The sequence below is a fragment of the Pseudothermotoga sp. genome (genome assembly GCA_025060105.1).
GTDB lineage: Bacteria > Thermotogota > Thermotogae > Thermotogales > DSM-5069 > Pseudothermotoga_A.
This window is the reverse complement of the sequence record JANXCS010000002.1, coordinates 298,121-318,410: the sequence shown is the minus strand read 5'-3', so window position 1 is coordinate 318,410 and position 20,290 is coordinate 298,121. Positions and strand designations below refer to the sequence as shown.

Here is a 20,290-nt window from a genome sequence, read left to right as displayed (position 1 = left end):
TTTCCAGCGTACATCACGTGTACCTTATCGGCGATCTCTGCGACGATTCCAAGATCGTGGGTGATGAAGATTACAGACATACGAAACTGCCCTTGAAGATCTTTGAACAAATTGAGTACCTGTGCTTGTATGGTCACGTCCAAAGCTGTGGTGGGTTCATCCGCAATCACGATGTCAGGATTCGTCAGCAAGGCCATAAGCTATCATTATCCTTTGAAGCATCCCCCCACTCATTTGATGAGGATATTGATTGAAACGTTGCTCTGGAAGAGGAATTTGAACTTTTTTCAGCATCTCGAGGCAAAGATTCCTCGCTTCTTCTTCAGAAGTGTTTAAATGTTTCATCGCAACTTCCATCATTTGTTTTCCAATACTATAGAGAGGATCGAAAGAAGCCATCGGTTCTTGAAAAATCATAGAGATTCTTTTACCACGTATATTTCGAAACTCCTCCTCAGAAAGTTTCGTCAGTTCGACCCCACGAAAAGTTATGCTACCTTCAACGAAGGCTCTTTTGACTAAACCCAAAATCGCGAGCGCGGTCACGGTCTTACCACAACCCGATTCACCAACGATCGCGAGGGTCTCTTCCTCGTTGAGTGTGAACGAAACACCATCTACAGCTTTCACAAGTCCGTCGAGTGTGTTGAAATAAACTTTCAGGTTCATTATCTCGAGTAATTTCATATCTTCTCAACCGTCCTGTATGGATCCAAGGCATCCCTCAGGGCATCACCAACGAAGTTGAACGCCAAGACTGAGATCATGATGAAAAAACCGGGTATCAAAAGCCAAGGACTTGTAGAAAGTGCTGTCAATGATTGGGCCTGGTTCAGTAACAAACCCCAGCTGGTCATAGGTTCCTTTATTCCCAGTCCAAGGAAACTTATGGCGCTCTCGCCCAGTATCATGCCAGGCACAGAGAGTGTCGAAACCACAATGAGATAACTCATCATGTTTGGGATCAGATGCTTCGTAATGATCTTGAAATTCGACACGCCAGCGACTTTTGCCGCTAGCACGAACTCCTTCTCTCTCAAACTGAGTGTCATACCTCTCACTACACGTGCTATACCCATCCAACCTATCAATGACAACACGACCACGATACCAAAATAAACCCACGTGCTCGGCCAGCTCGGTGGTAGTATCACAGAGAGAGCAAGCCACAGAGGAATTCTTGGAAAAGATCTGAGTAGTTCTATGAATCTTTGTATGAGCACATCTATCCAACCACCGTAATAACCTGATATCGAACCAACGATTGAACCTATCAAAACGCTGATGAACGTGCCCACGAGCCCCACCGTCAGAGAAACCCTACCACCGTGGATGATCCTCGAGAATAGATCTCGGCCGAACCTGTCTGCCCCAAAAAGAAGTAGCATCATCTCGTTCGAATCGACCTCTATGCCAAACAGATGAAGATTTGTTTCAAACAAACCCCAGAATTTGTATTTTTCCCCTTGCACGAACAATTTCACCGGATAGATTTTTGATCTGTCTTCTTGATACTTCACCATGAATGTCACCGGATCTCTAGTTCTCTTCAAGGCGTACACGAAAGGTCCTCTAAATTTTCCTTGGTGAAAGAACCTGATCTTCGTTGGGGGTGCGTAGGTGAATCTGCTGTGCGATTCGGTAAAGTTGTACGGTGATATGAAGTCTGCAAGGATGATCAGAATGTATAAAAACACGAGTATCCACAATCCCACAAGACCAAGTTTGTGCTTTTTGAATTGATAGAAAACTCTCTGCCACGTGTTCATGATCTCACCTCAACTGATGTTTATCCTTGGATCAAGCAAAGCAAGTGCGATGTCAGCAAGTAAGTTCCCAATTTGCGTGATGATCGCTATGAACATGAGGAAGGTCATTACTAAATATTGATCGTGGTTCAGCAGGGCGTTGTAAAAAAATGGACCTATCGTGGGAAGATTTAGAACGATCGAAGCGATGATCGTTCCACTGAACACGTTTGGAAGTTCCATACCTGCAATACTCACTAACGGGTTCAACGCGTTTTTTATTACATGCCTTCTGATCGTTTTCTCGTCCAAACCTCGAGCTCTCAGAGCCGTTACGAAAGGTGAGCCTAGCACGTCCAGCATGTTACCACGCATGATCCTCATCAATCCCGCGAGCCCGCTCAAACCTATAACAACTATGGGAAGCCACAGATGTTTCAAAAGATCGATGAACTTTGCCCAACTCATCGGAGATCCTATAAACTGTGGTGAAAACAGCCCACCGACTGTTGTACCACCGAGCTTCAGTGTAAGGTACATTAAAACCAGTGCGAGGAAAAACTCCGGTATGGAAAGACCTACGAACCCCAAAATGGAGAGAGTGTAATCACCCGCTCTGTATGGATGTAAAGCTGAATAGATCCCCATGAGTGTTGCGAAGAGCCACTGAAAACCTATCGTTAAAATCGAAATTGCAACGGTCCAACCAAGTCTTTCCCAAATCAATTCGACAACGGGACGCTGATAGGAAAAAGAGTATCCAAAATCCCCCTTGGTAACGATGTTCTTTATCCATATTAAATACCTCTGATGAGCAGGTTTATCGAGAGCCAATTCCCTTCTCAATGTCTCAATTTGTTGAGGCGATATCCTTGGATTTTCCAAATACTGTGAAAGAAAATCTCCCGGTTGAAGTTCAGTTACAATGAAACATATAACTGAGATGAAGAACATCATAGGTATCATGATCAGAATTCTTCTCAATACGAAGGACCACACGTTGAATCACCCTGAAGGAAGGCTCCCCCTAACGGGGAGCCTCAGTTCACTTCCTGTAACTTGTCCAGACCGTGAAGCGTAACATGCCTTCTTTCGTTAAGCCTGCATTACCCAAATTTTTGTTGAAACCCCAAATGTTCATGCCTTTACACACGAAAATCACAGGTAGATAGATGTGATACAGTTCCTGCCATTCGTCGTAGTAAGCTTTTCTTTTAACTGGATCCATCTCCACTTGACCTTTTTCAAACAATTCCCATATCCTCTTTTCCCAGTCGAACATGTTTTCGAACACAGGTTGTGGGGGTGTTTTAGTCTTGTCCATCGTTGAGTAATGCCAATAGTACAGCTGAGTCCCAGGTTGCCAGATCGCTTTTCTCAATTGTGGGTCTGGTTGATTCCCGAACGCTCTGATTCCAGCTTGGAAATTCCCCGCGCCGAACATCTGGCCAACCAACGAAGCATCCAGTATTTGTAGGTTCACCTTTATACCTATTTTTCTGAGATCCTCAGCGAAGATGAGTGCAACATCTTGGTATTCTTTCGGAGAACTCTGCACAAGCAAATTGAACTCGACTCTCTTCCCAGTCGTGAAGAGCCTGTAACCTTCTCTGTCTCTCCTCGTCAATCCTATCTTATCCAGTAATTCATTAGCTTTTTTTAGATCATAAGGTCTGAGGAGTTGTTCTATCTTGGGGTTGTAGAAAGCCTTGTTCGATGGAAGCATCAAACCTGCATCTGGTATAGCGAGGCCCGCGAATACCTCTTCTATGATCCTTTGCCTGTTGAGAGCATATTCCATAGCTTCTCTGAATTCAAGTTTTCTGAACAGTTCTTTCAACTCGGGATCATCCACATCGAAGTTGAAGGAGATGTGTATCGGACTTGGTGTAGGTTGATTGGGTTGTGTAGCGTAAACCACGTACGGTGTCTTGCCAGCCAATTCCTGTTCCTTCAGCATCGGATAGTCCCTCGAAGATATCGCCATGAAGTCTATCTCTCCAGCCATGAACTTGGCGAGCCTCACTTGTTCGTCCCTGATGATCAAATACTCAATTTTGTCAAAGTATGGTAGTCTGTATCCATACTTGTCGACTTTCCAGAAGTTGGGATTTCTCTCTAAAATGAGTTTTTGATCGGTGATGAGTTGAACAGGTTTGAACGGTCCGTTCACAACGATCTCTTTGGGATCGGTGTTGGACAGCCAGATTTTATTGACGGATCCAAGGTCGTTTTTGTCAATGAGAGGTTCAAGTTTGTGTTTTGGATAGATGTAAACGTGGGACAGCACAGTATAGAATGCTCCGTAAGGAGAGGGAAGTAATGCTTTCACTGTTTTGTCGTCGATCTTGATCCACTCAATCATTTTGTTGACACCTTTCTCATCGGGTATAGTGAATCTGTCTATCGAGTTACCGCGTGCAAACTGGTTCATCACGAAATACTTGAACGTAAAGATCACATCGTCTGACGTGATGGGTTTTCCGTCCGACCAGTAAGCTTCTCGCAGATGAAATGTCACCTCTTTACCATCGGATGAAACTGTCCAAGACTTTGCAAGGGCTGGCTTGATTTCGTTCGTTACAGGATGCATCTCCACCAGTGGTGAAAACATAGGTCCCATCGTGATACTGTAAGTTGAAGAATCGAGCGTACCATACATCAAGAAAGATTCCGGTGTAGAAGGCAAAACAAGTCTGAGAGTTCCACCCCATTTTGGCGAAGGCTCCGGTGTCAAAAGTTCATCTTCCACAAGGAACTCTGCTGAGAGTGCGATGGAAATCGATAGCAAAAGCAACGAAAGTAAGAACCTTTTCATGAGAACACCCCCTCTCAGAAATGTCATTACAATATTTCACATACCCCAACTATGATAGCACAAGCAAGACCAGAGAATGTTAACTGATAGTTTTCGAAGTCCCCAGCATTCATTTTGAAGTAAGATGACCATATGGATTTCACGATCACACTCCATGCAGTCAGGAGGCTTCAAATCTTCCAAAAAAGTGCTACACTTAACTTCTTGGAGGAGGCGATATCGTGCCGAAAGCTGAGGGAAGGATTTTCAACTTTGAAGGGTACGAAGCGATAAGAACTGATTTTTTGGAAACCATAGAATTTGATGGAAAAGACGAATACATCAAGATTGAAACTGATGAGTTCTCCGCCGTGTGTCCTTTCTCTGGTTTACCGGATATAGGAAGAGTCATCATAGAGTACTATCCAGACGGCGGTAAAATCGTCGAGCTCAAATCTCTCAAATACTACTTCGTTAGCTTCAGAAATGTTGGAATATATCAAGAAGAAGTCACCAAGAGGATATATGAGGATCTGAAAAAAATTCTTAAAACCAATAGGCTAAGGGTGACCGTGATATACAATATTCGTGGAGGTATCAAAACAACTACGCAAATGGGAGATCTGGGAGGGTACGAGCGTGGAACGATTGAATGAAAAGCTCATAGTGTTGACAAGTATTTTCATCTTCGCGATAGTTGCATCGAATATAACTGCTTCGAAACTGGTGAATCTCGGTCCGTTCGTCGTTCCAATTGCAGTGTTGTGTTATCCCATCACCTTTTCTATCACAGATATTGTAACCGAAGTTTATGGCAAAAAGGTGGCTCAGAAGATCGTATGGTCTGGTTTCTTTGTTTCCGTAGTATTAGTTCTTTATTCAAAAATCGTCACAGTTTATCCACCGGCGAGTCTCTTTGAGCAAAATGAAGCTTTCGTGAAAGTGTTTTCTTCTACACCAAGGATAGTTCTTGCCAGCATGATCGCTTATGTTCTCTCACAGACTCATGATGTTTGGGCTTTCCATTTGTGGAAGAGAATCACTGAAGGGAGATACTTGTGGATGAGGAACAACTTTTCCACTATCGTTTCACAATTCATAGACACGTGTGTGTTCATAACGATAGCTTTCTTTAATGTTGTACCAGGGAACGTACTTTTGAGGATGATTTTCTCTCAATATGTGGTGAAATTCATAATTGCGTTGATCGATACACCGTTCGTTTATCTTGGAGTCAAACTGGTCAGTGGTAAATGGATCGTCAGGGAAACAGTTTAATTTCTCTAATAGCAACGTGAGAGATGAATCCTCTCTAGATTGCTTTTTGTAACACTGCTCATTTTGTGATCATTTTGTTGTGTTGAAATTTCTTACCAACAGCGGCACTGAGTATCGTAACGTAACAGAAGAAAGAACAATGATACCACCAAGCAACGCCCAACTTCCTGGTTTCTCACCGAATGCAAGGAACACCCAGATTGGATTGAGTATCGGTTCGATTATTGGAATCAGTATCGCTTCAAGTGCTTCGACGTATTTTATCGCTATGGAGTAAAGTATGTAAGAAAGACCGAGCTGCACGGTTCCAAGAAGGACGATCCCTAGAACGTTTTGAAATTCAAAGCTTTGACTGAATATGAATGGAAGTCCAACCAACGCTGTCAAAATATTTCCTAATAGCGTTGAATCTATGGGCGAAGCATCTTTCTGTTTTCTCATAAAGATGATGTACAAGGCGAATGAAACACCACTTGCGACGGCGATGACTATACCAAACAAATTCTTGACCTCAAGTTCGTCGAAAAAGAACAGAGTCATTCCAAACAGAGCGAAAGCTATAGCGATCCAATCGGCAGTTTTCGTTTTCTCTTTCAGAATTAATGGTGCGAAAATGGCAACGTAGACTGGGGCACCGTACTGTAAGAGTATGGCATTCGCAGCAGTGGTGAACTTGTTTGCTGTCACAAATAGTGTGACTGTACCGAAGTAAAAAAGGGCGGCAAGTATTTGATCACGACTCCAGTTAAACTTAGGTTTTCTCACGTAGGCGAGCATCAGAAGAGCAGATATGATGCTTCGACCTGCAGCTATGGCGATGGGATTCCAGTTCACAAGTTTTATGAGTAACCCTCCTAAACTCCACAATATTGCAGTAATGATGAGGAAGAGTATAGCTATCTTTCGATTCAATTCCTCTCACCCCAATTTGAATTTTAACTTCCCGAGTTTACAATAAAACCGTGGGGGTGGTGAATTTGCAACGAATCAAGCTTTCAAAGAAAAAAAGAATAGCACTGGTTGCACACGATCGAATGAAGAAAGATTTGATTGAGTGGGTTGAGTTCAACAAAGGTACTCTATCCAAACACGAACTGTATGCCACCGGTACGACAGGTACCTTGATTGAGGAGAGAACGGGGTTGAAAGTGTACAAGTTCAAAAGTGGACCCCTTGGGGGCGATCAACAAATAGGGGCGAAGATCGCTGAAGGTGAGATAGATGTCCTCATATTCTTTTGGGATCCACTCGAACCACTCGCGCACGACGTCGATATCAAAGCTTTGATAAGGCTCGCCACAGTTTACAATATTCCAGTGGCTATCAACCGTTCGAGTGCCGATTTTTTGATCTCTTCACCCTTGTTCGAGCAAGAGTACGAAAAAATACAGCCGGATTATGAAACACAACTGCGCGAACGTATAATGAAGATAGTCAAGGAGTAATGATCAAATGCTATCGTGTGCGATCTTCAGTGTGAGATCAAAAGAAGATTTAAGCCACATTATTGTATCTCTCAACGAGTCTTCTATAGGTCTTGGTATGTAGCTAAGCTCTCTTGCTGCTTTTGCATGTGAGTAGATATAGTTCCTACTGAGCGTGAACACTGCATAGGGTGTGAGAGGCACTTTTTTATCGAAGAAACGACCAAGTGTTGTGAAATAGGAGATGATTCTAGCAAGCCAAATCGGCAAAAACAATTTCACAGAATGCTTCGGTTCAATCTTATCGAGCAATTGGATCAGAGCGCGCACAGTTATGTATGTGCCACCAATTATGAAAATTTCTCCACTCTTTGCCTTTTTGGAAGCAACTATCAAAGCGTTTGCGACATCTCGCACATCCACAAAATCGAAGCCACCTTCCATTAGGACTCTCAATTTTCCGCTCAAATGGAGTAACAACAAATTACCCATTTCAGATATGCGCCAATCGTACGGGCCTATGATGCCAGTTGGACACATTATCACGGCATCGAGACCACGTTTGGTTGCTTCTAAGACTAAGTTGGTTGCAATCGCTTTGGATTTCGCATACGTCCCTGTCACCCTATTGGGATCTATCGGTACGGTTTCATCGATGAGAGAACCTTTAGGGAGCTCTGCAAAAGCGTGAACTGAACTCACATAGACCAGTCTTGAGCGATGTCTCAAGCAGGAATCTATAACGTTTCTGGTCCCGTTCACGTTCACGTCGTAGACCAAATTATTCTTGCCAAAGATCGATATGACTGCTGCTAGGTGGAAAACGATACTTGCTCCTTCACAAAAATTGTTGATTAAGTTTCGATCCCTTATATCGCCTCTTGCAATTTCTACGTTCAAACCTTCCAACGGTTTGATGTCCTCAAAAGGTGCTACCAAAACTCTCACTCTTTCACCAGTTTCGACCAGTTTTCGAACGAGCACATTTCCAAGATGCCCTGTGCCACCAGTCACAGCGATCATTTTGTTCCCCCCTTAGAACCAGAAAATTCTGCGAGGAATTTTTCGAAGCCTCGTGAAATGATGACTAAATCTGCCGGTTTCAATTTAGAAGCGACATTTTCGACTAGCTTAGACAACTCTTCTATCAATTCATCGTAAATCTTCTTCCCATAATTTGTTACATAAACATGAACGATCCTCCTATCCAAATCGTTCAAGATTCTTTGAACAAAACCTTTCCGTTCGAGAGCATCCACCAAATGTGTAATGTTCGCTTTCGTCATGGAGAGGGCTTGGGCGAGATCTTTCATTTTGCATGGACCATGTCTGAGCAAATAGAACAATGTGTAAAGCTCTACTGCACGCAATTTTTCTAGTTCTGGATGAAACTTGATCATTTTCGAAAAAGTCAAGGTCAACTCGATAATGGCTTCCACAATTTTTCTTCCTTCCACATTCATCACCAAAGCTATTATACAGTTAAAACATTGAACAGTCAAATAATTAAACAAAATGACCATAACTTGCTCCAATCGTTGATAAAATCACGATAGGTCGAACATCTATTTAGATCGAACATCTACTTGTTGGGGGTGTTGATTTTGGCAAGGGCTTGTTTCTTGCTCATTTTTTGTTTGATTTTAGCGGTCACTTCATGTACTTTTTCGTTGCGCGAGGAAACAGGGACTCTCGTTGTCAAGATTTCCATGCCTAAAGCTATACCAGAAGTGGGACCAAGTCACGGTGTCATAATACTCAGCAAAGGTTCAAGGATTATTTCCCGAACTTTTGAGTTTCCAAGCCAGAGTGATATTAGTTTTCAATCCATCGAGAAAGGTGTTTGGAGTGTTTCGGTTACACTGAAAGACGATCAAGACCACGTTCTATACGTCGGCCAAACGCAGGTGGAAGTGCTTCCAAACGTGGAAAATACGGTGAATGTACCTATGCTTTTGAATACCGCTGGCTTACAAATCAATATTTCTGTTGTTTCAACTGAAGTTGCTCGTGTGAAATTGGAACTGAGTTATTCTAACGATATACGGATCGAGGAGAGAAATTTTCAGAATGGAATCGCCACTTTTCAGTTTGAGAACCTTTCGAGTGCCGTATGGAACGCGAAGTTCACTTTGTATGATCAAATGGAAAGACAGATGCTCGTCTGGCCAGAGAAAGGTTTCTTCGGGATTGAGCTACAACCAGGAAGGTTGAACAAGTATTCTTTCACTGTGAATCATTTTGGGAATATAAAGGTGATAATCGAAGCAGACTTTATAAAGACAGTTTCTTCAGCTACGTTAACGAACGTTGAAGAAGGCATTCTGATTTCCTGGGAGCCTGTGGAAGGCGCTTCTCTGTATCAAATCTATAAAGGAGAAGAAGATCATTGGATAAGGATCTTTGAAGGAACAGAAACTTTTTATCTGGACAGAGACGTTGTTGAGAATGCTGAGTACAATTACGTGTTCAATGTTGTGAGCTTTGAAGGAAAGCACAGTGGTTTTTCAAAGATGTTCACTGTCGTAAGAGATATCCCACGTATCTTTGTAGCTTTGCAGGATGGAAATGTGATTAGATGTGGGCTCAACGGATCACGCGTTGAACAAAAAGTTTCAAACTACGTTTCAAGAGATATAAAGGCTGTTCGAGCGGTAGGGAATGACCTGTTTGTTGTTACGAATAATTCGGTGGTGAGATTGAGTACCGAGGATCTGAAGATAACTAGTTCACAGAGACACGATCTTTTGTTGTTCTCCTCCAACTTTGACTTGAATGACAGATACCTCGCTCAAATCGCATCCAATGTGGTGAGAAGGGTCAATCTGTACAACTTAGCCGATGCTACCTCAACTCAGATGAGTGGAACCTATATCAGTCTCGACCGTCATTTGTTAGTTCTCAGTGGTACAACAGTGCGAATACTAAACCCTGAAACTCTACAACTGATCGATACAAAAAACATCGATGGCGCGCAAAGGATATTCGCACGTGGTGGCTTGGTTTTCGTGTCTTGTTACAGGAATAACAACTACCTCGTTGAAATTCATGGATGTGATCAAAATGGTCTTAACCCTATTCGAAGCATAATCGTTCAAAACGATGTGAGGTTAGTTGATGCTTCAGGAGACCTCTTTTGCTTGGGAATATTTGGTAAAGGAGTCTATCTTGGAAGAACTGATAGTAACCAGCTAAGTCAAGTCAGTTCCAACCTTCCAGTAGCGATGAAAATTGTAGGCCAGAATCTTTATATTCTCTACAGTAACAGGTTGGAAGTCCATTCCGTGAACCTGAGTTCTTTGACCACAACGTTAGTAGCTTTCTGTACTTTCAACCAAAATTGTTTAGCTCTCTTTGCGGATTAAAATGTAATGTGCGGGGGGTGAAAAAATGTGGCTCATAATCTCTGACACACACGATAATTTGCACAACATCGACAAGTTCTTGGAAGAAGCAAGAAAACGTGACGTGACACACATTTTTCACTGCGGTGACATAGTTTCTCCGTTCTCTCTGAATAAGTTTCTGAAATTCAATGCTGAATTCTATGGGGTTTTTGGAAACAACGACGGAGAAATACTTCTTCTCAGCCAAAGGTCCTCAGGTCGGATCGTGAAAGGTCCAATTGAGTTCTTGGTTGGCGAGAGAAGAATAGCAATGATGCATGAACCTTTTGCACTGGATGCCTTATTGCAATCTCAACATTATGATTTCATCTTCTATGGTCACACACATAAAACCGATATCAAGGAGGTCGGTAAGTGCCTTTTGATAAACCCTGGCGATGGTAGTGGGTACATCGCTGAGAAAGCGAGTGTTGTTTTCCTTGAACCATGTTCTCGGAAAGTGGAGGTTTATCAGATATGAAGAAAAAATGTATTTAGTGTAAACTAAGGAAGCATAATCCTCTGTAGTTTTGTTCAAAACCTCATCGTCGAACAGCAGAGAAGGTGAGGTAAAAGGTTTATAGACCATAAAAACTGAAGTTCATTGTTTGACTCCAGGTGTATGAAAAGGCGTTTCAATGGATTATTTGGGAATAAGCTTTCGTTGTGTTAAAAAAACAAGATCATATTTTTTCATTCTAAAAGGGCCACTTTGACGGCCCTTTTCTTTGCTCAATATAATTCGCATGGAACTAAGTACAAATCAAAGGAGTGATCGATATGAGACGCGTTGTGGTCACGGGAATGGGAATAGTCTGTCCGTTGGGGATTGGTAAGGAAGAAGTGACAATGAATATGAAGAGATCCGTTGTAGCTGTTGAACGAATCAGCAGCTTTGATGCGAGCAATCTCCCTGTTAAAATTGCCGCCGAAGTTAGGCATTTCGATCCTGAGAAATATATGGATAAAAAACTTGCGCGTAGAACTGATAGGTTTGTCCATTTTGCTCTTGCCGCTTTCAAAGAAGCTTTAGAACAATCAAGAATAGATCTATCTGTCTTTTCTGAGAAGACGGCGGTACTCGTAAGCTCAGGTATGGGAGGATTCATCACTTTAGATGTAGAGAACAACAAATTCCTCGCAGGTGGGGCTTCGAAAGTGAGTCCATTTTTGATACCTATGTTGCTCATAAATATGGCGTCTGGAATCATCTCAATTGAGTACGGACTGAAGGGTATCAACTTCGCACCGGTGAGCGCATGTGCCTCTTCGGGACATTCCATAGCTCTTGGAGCCATGCTGATCAAACATGGTTATGCAGATGTAGCTATCGTGGGAGGCGCTGAAGCGACCATTGCTCCTCTTCCCTTGGCTGGGTTTGCAAGTATGCGCGCTCTCTCGATGAGGAACGATGAACCTCAAAAAGCTTCTAGACCGTTCGATGTTCAACGCGATGGTTTCGTCATGGGAGAGGGAGGAGCTATTCTCATCCTCGAATCGGAAGAGATAGCGCTCGAGAGAAAAGCAAACATAATCGCTGAGATAAAAGGATTTGGAATGAACGATGATGCATATCACATGAGTGCCCCAGATCCTGATGGAGTTGGTGCAGAAAAAGCTATGAGGCTTGCCTTGGAAGATGCGAAGATTTCACCGAGAGATGTTCAATATGTGAGTTGTCACGCTACGAGTACTCCTGCAGGAGATGTTTCAGAAGCAAAAGCGATAGAAAGAGTTTTTGGAAGTAACGTTTTTGTGAACAGTGCCAAAGCGCTCATGGGGCACTTGCTTGGTGCGGCGGCTGCTGCAGAGACAGTTATTGGGATTCTAGAAATGCAAGAAAATTTTCTCCACGCTATGCCGAACTTGGATGAAAAGGATCCCGACGTGAAAATCAATGTTGTTGGAAAGGAGCCGTTGAGTTTGAACATCAAAAATTTCGTTAAGAACTCTTTCGGTTTTGGGGGGCACAATGTTTCCATCGTCATTGGGAGGTATGAAGGTTGAATGTGAATGAAATACTCCGTATCCTGCCACACAGGTTCCCTATATTACTGGTTGACAAAGTGATAGAAAAAGATGAAAAGCGAATCGTGGCAGTCAAGAACATCACTGTTTCTGAAATATTTTTTCTGGGTCACTTCCCAAACTACCCCATTTATCCAGGTGTAATGATCATAGAGGGCATGGCGCAGACCGCAGGGTTGTTATTGTTGAAACCTGAGGAAAAATTGATACCGCTCTTTCTAGGAATAGACAACGCTAGGTTCAAATTGCCAGTTCAACCAGGTGATGTTCTAAGGTACGAGATCGAGATAATCGAAAAAAAGTTGAATGTGGTGAAGGTGAAAGCTAAAGCTGTGGTGAATGACAGAACCGTGGCCGTCGCAGAACTTTTATTGGGAGTGAAAAAGTATGAAGAACAGGGTGACTGAACTGTTTGAAATCGACTATCCCATCGTCATGGGTGGAATGGCTTGGGCTGGAACAGCGAAATTGGCTGCTGCTGTTTCTAACGCTGGAGGTTTGGGGGTGATAGGTTCTGGAGCTATGAGAGCAGAACAGTTGAGGGATGAAATCGAAAAGATCAAATCTTTGACGAACAAACCGTTTGGTGTGAATATAATGCTCGCTTCCCCGTACGTAGAAGAACTCTTGGAAACCGTTGTAGAAGAGAAAGTACCCGTGGTCACATTCGGGGCTGGTAATCCTACAAAGTTCATACAAAAGCTGAAAGAACATGGTATCAAAGTTGCAGTTGTTGTGGCTTCAGATTCTCTAGCAAAACTAGTTGAAAGAGCTGGTGCTGATACTGTTGTGGCGGAAGGCATGGAATCTGGTGGGCACATAGGAGAAGTCAGTACGATCGTGCTAGTAAACAAGGTTGCTAGATCCGTGAAAATACCAGTTATTGCAGCCGGTGGAATTGCGGATGGGCGAGCCATGGCGGCTGCATTCGCGCTAGGTGCTGAAGGTATCCAAATGGGAACAAGATTTCTCGCTACAGTTGAATCCGAAGTGCATGAAAATTACAAGAAAAGGATTCTGAGTGCATCGATACGTGACACGGTCGTAACGGGAGCAAAGCTTGGTCACCCGGCACGCGTTCTCAAGACGCCATTTGCGAGACAAGTATGTGATCTGGAAGTGAAGAGCCCAGAAGAGGCAGAAATGATTTTGGTGGGTAGTTTGAAAAGAGCGGTGATCGACGGGGACATCGATTCTGGTTCCTTCATGGCAGGCCAAGTGTGTGGTTTGATAGAGGATGTACCAACGGTGAAAGAGTTGATCGAACGGATTATGAAAGAGTTCTTTGAAACTGTTGAAAAGCTCTGTAGGGAGGTGATATCATGTTAGCTTTCATATTTCCCGGCCAGGGATCTCAATATTCTGGAATGGGGAAAGAATTCATGACTTATCCGAGAGCTCAATACTTCTTTGAGAGAGCGAAAGAAGTTTTGGGAATAGACATGTATCAGTTGATGAACACAGATGATGATGTTTTGAAACTTACGGAGAACGCTCAACCTGCGATATATCTTGCCAGTTATGTGGCCTTCGATGAATTGATCAGGAGAAGTATAGTACCAAGTATCGTGGCTGGGCACAGTCTGGGTGAGTACACAGCACTGGCTGCAGCGGACGTTTACGACTTCGAGTTGGGATTGTACCTGGTGAGAAAAAGAGGAGAGTATATCTCGCAGGCGGTTCCACCTGGTCTTGGTAGCATGATCGCTGTGATAGGTCTCGATGTTGCGAAAGTGGAGGAAATCATCTCCGATATGGAAGGGGTTTGGATAGCAAACTATAACGCGCTAGACCAGACAGTTATAAGTGGCACAGTCGAATCAGTGAGAAAAGCACAAGAAAAATTGAGGAATATTGCAAAACGTGTGATCGAGTTGAAAGTTAGTGGACCATTTCACACGCCATTGCTTGAGTCAGCAAGAGAAAAAATGGCCAGAGAGATAAGAGGTGTAAAGTTTAGAAGACCGAGATGGCCAATCGTGATGAACAGTACTGCGAAGGAAACCACAGATCCTGAAGAGATCAAAGAGAATATACTCAACCAAATAAGCGGATCCGTGAAGTGGTACCAATCGGTGGAAAGAATGATTGTGCTTGGTGTCAACAACTTTATAGAGGTAGGACCGCAGAAAATTTTGACGAATCTCATCAAAAAAATTAAACCAGAAAGTTGCAGGCACTTTTCGGAGGTTCTCTCAGAAGAAAGGAAATTGGTCTCGCAAATTGTTTGAAAAATCAGTCGAAAAGATCGAGGGGCGGAATTTTCCGCCCTTCTTTCTTTTTTTAGTTATAATTCAAATTAAGGGAAAGCTAATGATTGGGACAATTGTCGGAGGGATCTGTCCAGGTGTTGAAGAGCTGTTCAAGGAATTGAACAGAAGTGGTTTGATGTTGTTGAATTTCAATGAGAACATTCAAGATCTTTCACAAATGTTGGAGTCGTCCCTGAGTAATGTGAGAAAAGAAATCATTAAGATTGCTCAACGTGAATCTGTGCAGAAAATTTTGGTAATAGGAAACGATGATGCTTTACGATTGGCTTACAGTTTTTGTTCTGTAGGAATGAATGTAGCTTATGTCCCTTCTGCTGATTCGAGTATAACGTGTCGGGGTTTGGGAATTCACACTGTGTTGAATTATCTGATGCGTATGCTTGTTTTGACAAAAGAAATTCATCCTCAACGGTTGGTCACAGTTTTATTACCGAGATCCCTAGGTAAAGTCCTTGAGAGATTTGGATTTTTGTTCAACATATGTACAAGCGAAAATTCTTTCTCTTTAAAATTACCAGGAGTAGGTGATACGTGTATAGTTCAGTTACAAAAAATTTTGAATTGCCTCACGGTTGAAGAGCAAGATAAGGTATGTTACCTTAAGGTGGCTCGAGAATTGGTTCAGGTTTTCACACATGAGTCTAAAATTTGCCATGCCTTCTCTTGCGATGTTGATCCAGTGCCGATTTCTAAGGTGTATGAACTTCTGAAGAAGGTGAAAGTGGATGAGAGGCAACCATCCATTCGTAAAGTGGGCGATCAAGAGTATTGAGAATTATATTAAAGACGGAAAAATAGCAGATCCGATTCGAGATGGCGCGCCCGAAGCGCTCTTATTACGCAGGGCAGGAGCTTTCGTTAGTCTCCATCTACTCGATGGTTCTTTGAGAGGATGTATCGGTACCTTTATGCCCACGAAAGCGAATCTGGCAATTGAAGTGAGGGATAATGCAATCGCTGCGGCAACGGAAGATCCCAGGTTTCCGCCAGTGGCTGAGGATGAGCTCGATCAAATAGATGTAACGGTAGATATCTTGAGCGAACCTGAGAAAGTTAAAGATTTGAGTCAGCTCGATCCAAAGAAATATGGTGTGATCGTCGTGAGTGGTTACAAAAGGGGGCTTCTGTTGCCAGATCTACCAGGGGTGGACACCGTCGAACAGCAGATTCAAATAGCTTTGAGGAAGGCAGGTATCTCCGAACGCGAGAGATTCGATGTGTACAGATTCACAGTTGAGAGGTATCATTGAGAGGTGGTCAAGTGCAAAGGATGGCACTTTATTTTTCTACATTAGAGAATAACCGAATTAAGTGTGAACTTTGTCCCCATCATTGTGTGCTGGACGAAGGACAAATTGGCTTTTGCCTTGCGAGACGAAATCAAGACGGAGTTATGGAAACCTTAAATTATGGTCAAATAACTTCAATAGCCCTAGATCCCATAGAAAAGAAACCTCTGTACCATTTCAATCCTGCTGAACTCATACTCTCCGTCGGTACCTTTGGGTGCAATATGAAATGTTTCTACTGTCAAAACTGGGAAATCTCCCAGCAAGTTGCACCAACGAAGCGTGTATCTCCTCAGCAGTTGGTTTCCATAGCTCAAAGTAGAGGCTCAAGGGGTATAGCTTACACGTACAATGAACCGTTCATCTGGTACGAGTTTGTACTGGACACTTCAAGGGTTGCAGCTAAGGAGGGACTCTATAACGTTCTCGTTACGAACGGTATGATTGAGAAAGAACCTCTTAAATTGTTACTTCAATCAATTCACGCATTGAACATTGATTTGAAAGCTTTCGATGATCGTGTTTATGCCAAGCTTGGGGGAAAATTGAAAGCAGTGCAAACCACAATTGAAATGTGTGTGAAAGCCAACGTTCACGTAGAGCTCACGACATTGATCGTACCTGGTTTGAACGATGATTTGGGTATGTTGGAGGAAGAATTCAAATGGATCGCAAGTTTAGACAAATCCATTCCCTTACACCTGTCTAGATACTATCCGAACTATAAATCTTATGCACCAGCAACCTCGGTTAACTTCTTGATAGAAGCCTACCAACTCGCAAAAAAATACTTGGATTTTGTCTATATAGGAAATCTCTGGGACCCTGAGTATGAAAAAACGGTGTGCCCTGATTGTGGTGCGTTGTCGATCGTTCGAAGAGGTTACGATGTAAAAATCGTGGGATTGGATCCAGAAGGAAGGTGCAGTAAATGCGGCAGAAAAATAGTAAGAATGTTCTGAAATTTGACAAAAGATTAGCATTCATTTCACTCTCGCTTTTGACGATCCTTTTGATCATTTTTCTGACATCGTTCTTCAGAGCTACTCCAAGCTATCATGAACTGAATGGCTTCACCCTTGGTACTTATTGTCGAATAGTTGTCTCATCGAAGAAAAATTCAAAAGTCTTAGCTGAAATCATATTCAACGAACTCGATAGAGTGTACAAGAAATACAATCCTAACGACCCAGCAAGCGTGGTGAGTAGGATCAATGGTTCTACAGATTGGATCGATGTGGACGAAGAAACTTTCGTTCTTTTGGATGTATCAATACGGTTTAGCAAGATAACGAACGGTGCGTTTGATCCTGCTCTGGGTAATCTCATACAATTGTGGGGATTCGATAAAATCGCAGAGAAAATACCTAATAGAATCCCAACTCTGGATGAAATCAACCGTGCTCTTCAGCGTTCTGGTGTTGACAAGGTGGAGCTCGATCATCAGCGTAGAAGAATTAGGCTTCTAAATGGTGCGAAATTAGATCTCGGTGGGATAGCGAAAGGTTACGCGTTGGATAGAGCATACCAAGTAGCCAAAGAAGTCGATAAAGACTGTACAGGTTTCGTTGAGGCAGGAGGAGATATCAGGATACTTGGACCAAAATTTGGTTCAAGGCCATGGGTCATCGGTGTTCGCGATCCGAGAAAACCAGATACAGCAATTTCTTATCTATACCTTACTTCAGGTGCTGTTGCGACCTCGGGTGATTATGAAAGATATTTCGAGCTCAACGGGATCCGGTACCACCACATTCTCAACCCCAAAACGGGTTTTCCAGCTAAAGGAGCCATATCTGTCACAGTCGTGGCAGACAACGCTGTTACAGCTGACGCGTTATCAACTGCCGGATTTGTCATGGGTCAAGACTGGGAATTTGTCGTGCTTGAATTCCCAAAATTCGGTGGAAGTGTATTGTTGGTGGAAGAAAACGGGACGATCCGAAAATCGTCGACAATGGTAGTTTATGAACAACCAAAATAGAGTTCTGAGAAAACTCGATATCTTGCTAATAACTGCTCTTACATTTATTTTCCTTGTTTTTTATCTGCGAGGAGCGAGTGTAAATCAGTCCGTTGAGGTTCTCGTTGAAGGTAAAACGATCATGCAAATAAAGGCGCCTGGTTCTTACGAACTTCGAAATGGTGATAAATACCTCATGAAGATCGTTTTTGATGGATACAAGGTTCATGTTGAGGATTCCAACTGCCCTTTGAAGATTTGTGAGAAAACTGGCAGTGTAAAATCTGGTGGAACCATCATATGCGTTCCTAACAGAGTATTAATAAAGTTCAAAAAATCGACTAACGCTGGCGTGGATGTGATGACTTGGTGAAATCACAAAAATTGGCTTTAATTTCTTCATTAGCTTCGTTTGGTGCGGTGGTATATTTTCTCGAGACGTTCATTCCGTTTCCCTTACCGTTCGGTCGTTGGGGATTGTCGAACTTGGTTGTCCTCATTGCTGTGACTCTTTTCGACTGGGGAACAGTTTTAATGGTTGCTCTTTTGAAAAGTGTTCTTGGTTCTTTAATCACCGGACGATTGTTCAATGTAATTTCCCTTATGTCAATCGCGGGATCTACAACGTCAGCTTTAGTGGAAGTTCTGGTTTATAGAACATTCATCTTCGGTTTGGTAGGTGTGAGTATCATTGGCAGCGTTGTGAACAACATAACTCAGTCAATGATCGGTGCTTTGCTAATAAAAAGTTGGACTTTTTTGGTAGTTTTACCCCAGATGCTGATCTTCGGTGTACCTGGTGCGATTCTGAATGCGTATCTGACAGAAAGAGTGGTGAAACGTGCGAAGAATAGTTTTGGCTTCGACATCACCAAGAAGAATACAAATACTGAGAACGATGGTGAACGAGTTTGAAATCGTTGATCCGAACATAGAAGAACCAAATTTCACAACACCGCAAGAGACAGCTGAAAAACTTGCTTTGATGAAGGCAACAAAGGTTTTTGAAGTTAGAGAAAATGCCATCGTTATAGCAGCTGACACAGTTGTTGACCTAGATGGCGAGACCATCGGTAAACCTGCCAGTGTGGATGAAGCTCAACAGCAACTTTGCAAATTGATGGGAAAATGGCATCAAGTTCACACTGCTGTTGCCATCGTGAGTGAGCACGAGGTGTGGATGAAGCTGAAATCTGCCAAGGTCAAGTTCAGAGAGGTCTCCATGGATTTCGTTTCCTTTTATGCTTCGAAGTTTTCCTCTGGGAAGGCGGGTTCGTATGGTCTACAGGATATTGGAGCGGTTTTCGTGGAGTCGATCATCGGTGATCCATATGTAGTAATAGGTTTACCAATTTACGATGTTTGGAATTATCTTTACTCAAGGGGGTTATGGTGTGTTGAGGCCTCGAGAGCGTATGAAACTTGCTGGATCTGAAGGACTATCTAATGCTGAACTGATAGCGATCATATTGAGAACAGGTAAGAAAGGTAAGGAAGTCAATGAACTCGCAAAGGAAGTTCTAGACAAATTTGACAATTCATTGAGATCTTTGTCGAACGCTTCATTGGATGAGATAGCCTCTCTGGGAGGCATCGGCTTGGCAAAGGCAGCGAGCATCAAGGCCGCCTTTGAGCTTGGCAAGCGACTTTACGCGGAGTTATCCAAACCTCGCATAGTGCTTGACAATCCTTCTAGCGTCTTCGAATTTTGCCACGACATGAGACTTTGCGAGAAAGAAATTGCACGAGTGATCTTGCTTGACAGCAGACTTTCATTGATAACTTATAAAGATGTAACTGTGGGTACGAACAATCTAACTCTATTTCATCCACGCGATATCTTCAGACTGGCCGTGAGAACCAATGCGATTGGGGTGATTTTGGTTCACAATCATCCGTCTGGTGATCCATCACCGAGCAAGGATGACGAACGGGTGACAACTAGTGTGGTTGAAGCTGGAAAGATTTTAGGAATCAAAGTTATAGATCACATCATAGTTGGTAAAAGTAATTATTACAGTTTCAGAGCGAATGGAAAGATCAGAGAAGTTGATTAAGCTGTGGTAGAATTTCAAAAGAGGAAAAAATTACTCTCCTGGAGTGA

General features: G+C 42.8%; 25 protein-coding genes. 17 read left to right on the top strand and 8 right to left on the bottom strand.

All coding sequences use genetic code 11. From position 1 onward, the window contains the following. The 5 genes from NZ875_03415 to NZ875_03395 form a co-directional block, all read right to left on the bottom strand. A partial coding sequence (locus NZ875_03415) for an ABC transporter ATP-binding protein (protein ID MCS7174783.1) occupies positions 1 to 197 on the bottom strand: 197 nt, incomplete at its 3' end. Next, the gene (locus tag NZ875_03410; GenBank protein ID MCS7174782.1) at positions 175 to 687 is read right to left on the bottom strand and encodes an ABC transporter ATP-binding protein; all 513 of its coding nucleotides are present in this window, start codon (positions 685 to 687) and stop codon (positions 175 to 177) included. The genes NZ875_03415 and NZ875_03410, both read right to left, overlap by 23 nt. Further along, entirely contained in the window at positions 684 to 1,769 is a 1,086-nt protein-coding gene (locus tag NZ875_03405) for an ABC transporter permease (protein ID MCS7174781.1), read from the bottom strand. Before NZ875_03405 ends, NZ875_03410 begins: the two co-directional genes overlap by 4 nt. 9 nt (positions 1,770 to 1,778) lie before the next feature. Continuing rightward, a complete protein-coding gene (locus tag NZ875_03400; protein MCS7174780.1) occupies positions 1,779 to 2,732 on the bottom strand; it encodes an ABC transporter permease in 954 nt (317 codons plus the stop codon). A gap of 61 nt (positions 2,733 to 2,793) precedes the next feature. Continuing rightward, a complete protein-coding gene (locus NZ875_03395) occupies positions 2,794 to 4,566 on the bottom strand; it encodes an ABC transporter substrate-binding protein (protein ID MCS7174779.1) in 1,773 nt (590 codons plus the stop codon). A gap of 221 nt (positions 4,567 to 4,787) precedes the next feature. Between NZ875_03395 and queF the strand changes: the two genes are divergently transcribed. Then, positions 4,788 to 5,201 (top strand): preQ(1) synthase, encoded by a 414-nt coding sequence (gene queF / locus NZ875_03390; GenBank protein ID MCS7174778.1) that lies wholly within the window; start codon positions 4,788 to 4,790, stop codon positions 5,199 to 5,201. Beyond that, positions 5,185 to 5,823, top strand: coding sequence for a queuosine precursor transporter (locus tag NZ875_03385; GenBank protein ID MCS7174777.1), 639 nt, complete (start codon positions 5,185 to 5,187; stop codon positions 5,821 to 5,823). Before queF ends, NZ875_03385 begins: the two co-directional genes overlap by 17 nt. Before the next feature lie 69 nt (positions 5,824 to 5,892). Here NZ875_03385 and NZ875_03380 read toward each other — a convergent pair whose 3' ends face one another. Beyond that, entirely contained in the window at positions 5,893 to 6,735 is an 843-nt protein-coding gene (locus NZ875_03380; protein MCS7174776.1) for a DMT family transporter, read from the bottom strand. 65 nt (positions 6,736 to 6,800) lie between these two features. Between NZ875_03380 and NZ875_03375 the strand changes: the two genes are divergently transcribed. Further along, a complete protein-coding gene (locus NZ875_03375) occupies positions 6,801 to 7,268 on the top strand; it encodes a methylglyoxal synthase (protein MCS7174775.1) in 468 nt (155 codons plus the stop codon). A gap of 3 nt (positions 7,269 to 7,271) precedes the next feature. Here NZ875_03375 and NZ875_03370 read toward each other — a convergent pair whose 3' ends face one another. Further along, positions 7,272 to 8,270: an NAD-dependent epimerase/dehydratase family protein gene (locus NZ875_03370; protein ID MCS7174774.1), complete on the bottom strand. Its 999-nt coding sequence runs from the start codon at positions 8,268 to 8,270 to the stop codon at positions 7,272 to 7,274. Then, on the bottom strand, positions 8,267 to 8,710 hold the full coding sequence (locus NZ875_03365; GenBank protein MCS7174773.1) for a MarR family transcriptional regulator: 444 nt from the start codon (positions 8,708 to 8,710) through the stop codon (positions 8,267 to 8,269). Before NZ875_03365 ends, NZ875_03370 begins: the two co-directional genes overlap by 4 nt. A gap of 207 nt (positions 8,711 to 8,917) precedes the next feature. On the opposite strand from NZ875_03365, the gene NZ875_03360 reads away from it, so the two are divergent. The 14 genes from NZ875_03360 (at position 8,918) to radC (ending at position 20,243) form a co-directional block, all read left to right on the top strand. Beyond that, the gene (locus NZ875_03360) at positions 8,918 to 10,612 is read left to right on the top strand and encodes a hypothetical protein (protein ID MCS7174772.1); all 1,695 of its coding nucleotides are present in this window, start codon (positions 8,918 to 8,920) and stop codon (positions 10,610 to 10,612) included. 25 nt (positions 10,613 to 10,637) lie between these two features. Next, positions 10,638 to 11,114, top strand: coding sequence for a metallophosphoesterase (locus NZ875_03355; GenBank protein ID MCS7174771.1), 477 nt, complete (start codon positions 10,638 to 10,640; stop codon positions 11,112 to 11,114). A 299-nt stretch (positions 11,115 to 11,413) separates the two neighbouring features. Continuing rightward, positions 11,414 to 12,640 (top strand): beta-ketoacyl-ACP synthase II, encoded by a 1,227-nt coding sequence (gene fabF / locus NZ875_03350; protein MCS7174770.1) that lies wholly within the window; start codon positions 11,414 to 11,416, stop codon positions 12,638 to 12,640. After that, the gene (gene fabZ, locus NZ875_03345) at positions 12,637 to 13,068 is read left to right on the top strand and encodes a 3-hydroxyacyl-ACP dehydratase FabZ (GenBank protein MCS7174769.1); all 432 of its coding nucleotides are present in this window, start codon (positions 12,637 to 12,639) and stop codon (positions 13,066 to 13,068) included. The genes fabF and fabZ overlap by 4 nt, the downstream gene beginning before the upstream one ends. Further along, a complete protein-coding gene (gene fabK, locus NZ875_03340) occupies positions 13,049 to 13,990 on the top strand; it encodes an enoyl-[acyl-carrier-protein] reductase FabK (GenBank protein MCS7174768.1) in 942 nt (313 codons plus the stop codon). The genes fabZ and fabK overlap by 20 nt, the downstream gene beginning before the upstream one ends. Next, positions 13,984 to 14,892, top strand: a complete 909-nt coding sequence (gene fabD, locus NZ875_03335; GenBank protein MCS7174767.1) for an ACP S-malonyltransferase — start codon at positions 13,984 to 13,986, stop codon at positions 14,890 to 14,892. Before fabK ends, fabD begins: the two co-directional genes overlap by 7 nt. Positions 14,893 to 14,974: 82 nt before the next feature. Beyond that, positions 14,975 to 15,706, top strand: a complete 732-nt coding sequence (locus tag NZ875_03330; GenBank protein ID MCS7174766.1) for a hypothetical protein — start codon at positions 14,975 to 14,977, stop codon at positions 15,704 to 15,706. Then, complete coding sequence (gene amrA / locus NZ875_03325; GenBank protein MCS7174765.1) at positions 15,660 to 16,184, top strand: AmmeMemoRadiSam system protein A; 525 nt, start codon at positions 15,660 to 15,662, stop codon at positions 16,182 to 16,184. Before NZ875_03330 ends, amrA begins: the two co-directional genes overlap by 47 nt. A gap of 11 nt (positions 16,185 to 16,195) precedes the next feature. Beyond that, positions 16,196 to 17,185 (top strand): AmmeMemoRadiSam system radical SAM enzyme, encoded by a 990-nt coding sequence (gene amrS / locus NZ875_03320; protein ID MCS7174764.1) that lies wholly within the window; start codon positions 16,196 to 16,198, stop codon positions 17,183 to 17,185. After that, complete coding sequence (locus tag NZ875_03315) at positions 17,155 to 18,207, top strand: FAD:protein FMN transferase (protein MCS7174763.1); 1,053 nt, start codon at positions 17,155 to 17,157, stop codon at positions 18,205 to 18,207. Before amrS ends, NZ875_03315 begins: the two co-directional genes overlap by 31 nt. After that, positions 18,191 to 18,559, top strand: coding sequence for a NusG domain II-containing protein (locus NZ875_03310; protein MCS7174762.1), 369 nt, complete (start codon positions 18,191 to 18,193; stop codon positions 18,557 to 18,559). The genes NZ875_03315 and NZ875_03310 overlap by 17 nt, the downstream gene beginning before the upstream one ends. Next, a complete protein-coding gene (locus NZ875_03305; protein MCS7174761.1) occupies positions 18,556 to 19,101 on the top strand; it encodes a Gx transporter family protein in 546 nt (181 codons plus the stop codon). Before NZ875_03310 ends, NZ875_03305 begins: the two co-directional genes overlap by 4 nt. Further along, positions 19,028 to 19,621, top strand: a complete 594-nt coding sequence (locus NZ875_03300) for a Maf family nucleotide pyrophosphatase (GenBank protein ID MCS7174760.1) — start codon at positions 19,028 to 19,030, stop codon at positions 19,619 to 19,621. The genes NZ875_03305 and NZ875_03300 overlap by 74 nt, the downstream gene beginning before the upstream one ends. Then, positions 19,581 to 20,243, top strand: a complete 663-nt coding sequence (gene radC, locus NZ875_03295) for a DNA repair protein RadC (GenBank protein MCS7174759.1) — start codon at positions 19,581 to 19,583, stop codon at positions 20,241 to 20,243. The genes NZ875_03300 and radC overlap by 41 nt, the downstream gene beginning before the upstream one ends. Positions 20,244 to 20,290 lie beyond the last annotated feature (47 nt).

What these genes read in the sequence shown, in the direction of transcription:
- NZ875_03355 (MCS7174771.1), top strand. Translation starts at nt 10,638, where the DNA reads ATGTGGCTCATAATCTCTGACACACACGATAATTTGCACAACATCGAC.
- NZ875_03395 (MCS7174779.1), bottom strand. Translation starts at nt 4,566, where the DNA reads ATGAAAAGGTTCTTACTTTCGTTGCTTTTGCTATCGATTTCCATCGCA.
- fabF (MCS7174770.1), top strand. Translation starts at nt 11,414, where the DNA reads ATGAGACGCGTTGTGGTCACGGGAATGGGAATAGTCTGTCCGTTGGGG.
- fabK (MCS7174768.1), top strand. Translation starts at nt 13,049, where the DNA reads ATGAAGAACAGGGTGACTGAACTGTTTGAAATCGACTATCCCATCGTC.
- NZ875_03370 (MCS7174774.1), bottom strand. Translation starts at nt 8,270, where the DNA reads ATGATCGCTGTGACTGGTGGCACAGGGCATCTTGGAAATGTGCTCGTT.
- NZ875_03330 (MCS7174766.1), top strand. Translation starts at nt 14,975, where the DNA reads ATGATTGGGACAATTGTCGGAGGGATCTGTCCAGGTGTTGAAGAGCTG.
- NZ875_03315 (MCS7174763.1), top strand. Translation starts at nt 17,155, where the DNA reads ATGCGGCAGAAAAATAGTAAGAATGTTCTGAAATTTGACAAAAGATTA.
- NZ875_03410 (MCS7174782.1), bottom strand. Translation starts at nt 687, where the DNA reads ATGAAATTACTCGAGATAATGAACCTGAAAGTTTATTTCAACACACTC.
- NZ875_03405 (MCS7174781.1), bottom strand. Translation starts at nt 1,769, where the DNA reads ATGAACACGTGGCAGAGAGTTTTCTATCAATTCAAAAAGCACAAACTT.
- amrA (MCS7174765.1), top strand. Translation starts at nt 15,660, where the DNA reads ATGAGAGGCAACCATCCATTCGTAAAGTGGGCGATCAAGAGTATTGAG.
- fabD (MCS7174767.1), top strand. Translation starts at nt 13,984, where the DNA reads ATGTTAGCTTTCATATTTCCCGGCCAGGGATCTCAATATTCTGGAATG.
- NZ875_03365 (MCS7174773.1), bottom strand. Translation starts at nt 8,710, where the DNA reads ATGAATGTGGAAGGAAGAAAAATTGTGGAAGCCATTATCGAGTTGACC.
- NZ875_03310 (MCS7174762.1), top strand. Translation starts at nt 18,191, where the DNA reads ATGAACAACCAAAATAGAGTTCTGAGAAAACTCGATATCTTGCTAATA.